Source organism: Cellulomonas sp. GbtcB1 (genome assembly GCF_019091725.1).
GTDB lineage: Bacteria > Actinomycetota > Actinomycetes > Actinomycetales > Cellulomonadaceae > Cellulomonas.
Genome location: NZ_JAGXJG010000438.1, coordinates 1 through 244, shown reverse-complemented (window position 1 = coordinate 244; position 244 = coordinate 1). Strand labels below are relative to the sequence as shown.

1 protein-coding gene is annotated in these 244 nt (G+C 80.3%); it reads right to left on the bottom strand.

From position 1 onward, the window contains the following. A partial coding sequence (locus KVT14_RS20965; protein ID WP_254631399.1) for a DUF6297 family protein occupies nucleotides 1-208 on the bottom strand: 208 nt, incomplete at its 3' end. Nucleotides 209-244 lie beyond the last annotated feature (36 nt).

The window sequence follows — 244 nt, the reverse complement described above, 5'->3', positions numbered from 1 at the left end:
GGTACGCGGCGCGCAGCGCGGCGCCCGCCCACACCGGGGCCGACACGACGCCGAGCAGCAGCCAGGGCCCGGCCTCGCCCTCCCAGCGGCCGACCGCCGCGAAGGCCGCGGCCGACCAGAGCAGCATCGCCACGCCCGGCACGATCATCCGCGCGCGGCGGACCGCCTTGGCGGACATCGGCAGCAGCCGGTCGACGATCGGCGCCATCCCGGCGCGGCGCGCGCCCCCCCCCGTCGCCAGCAT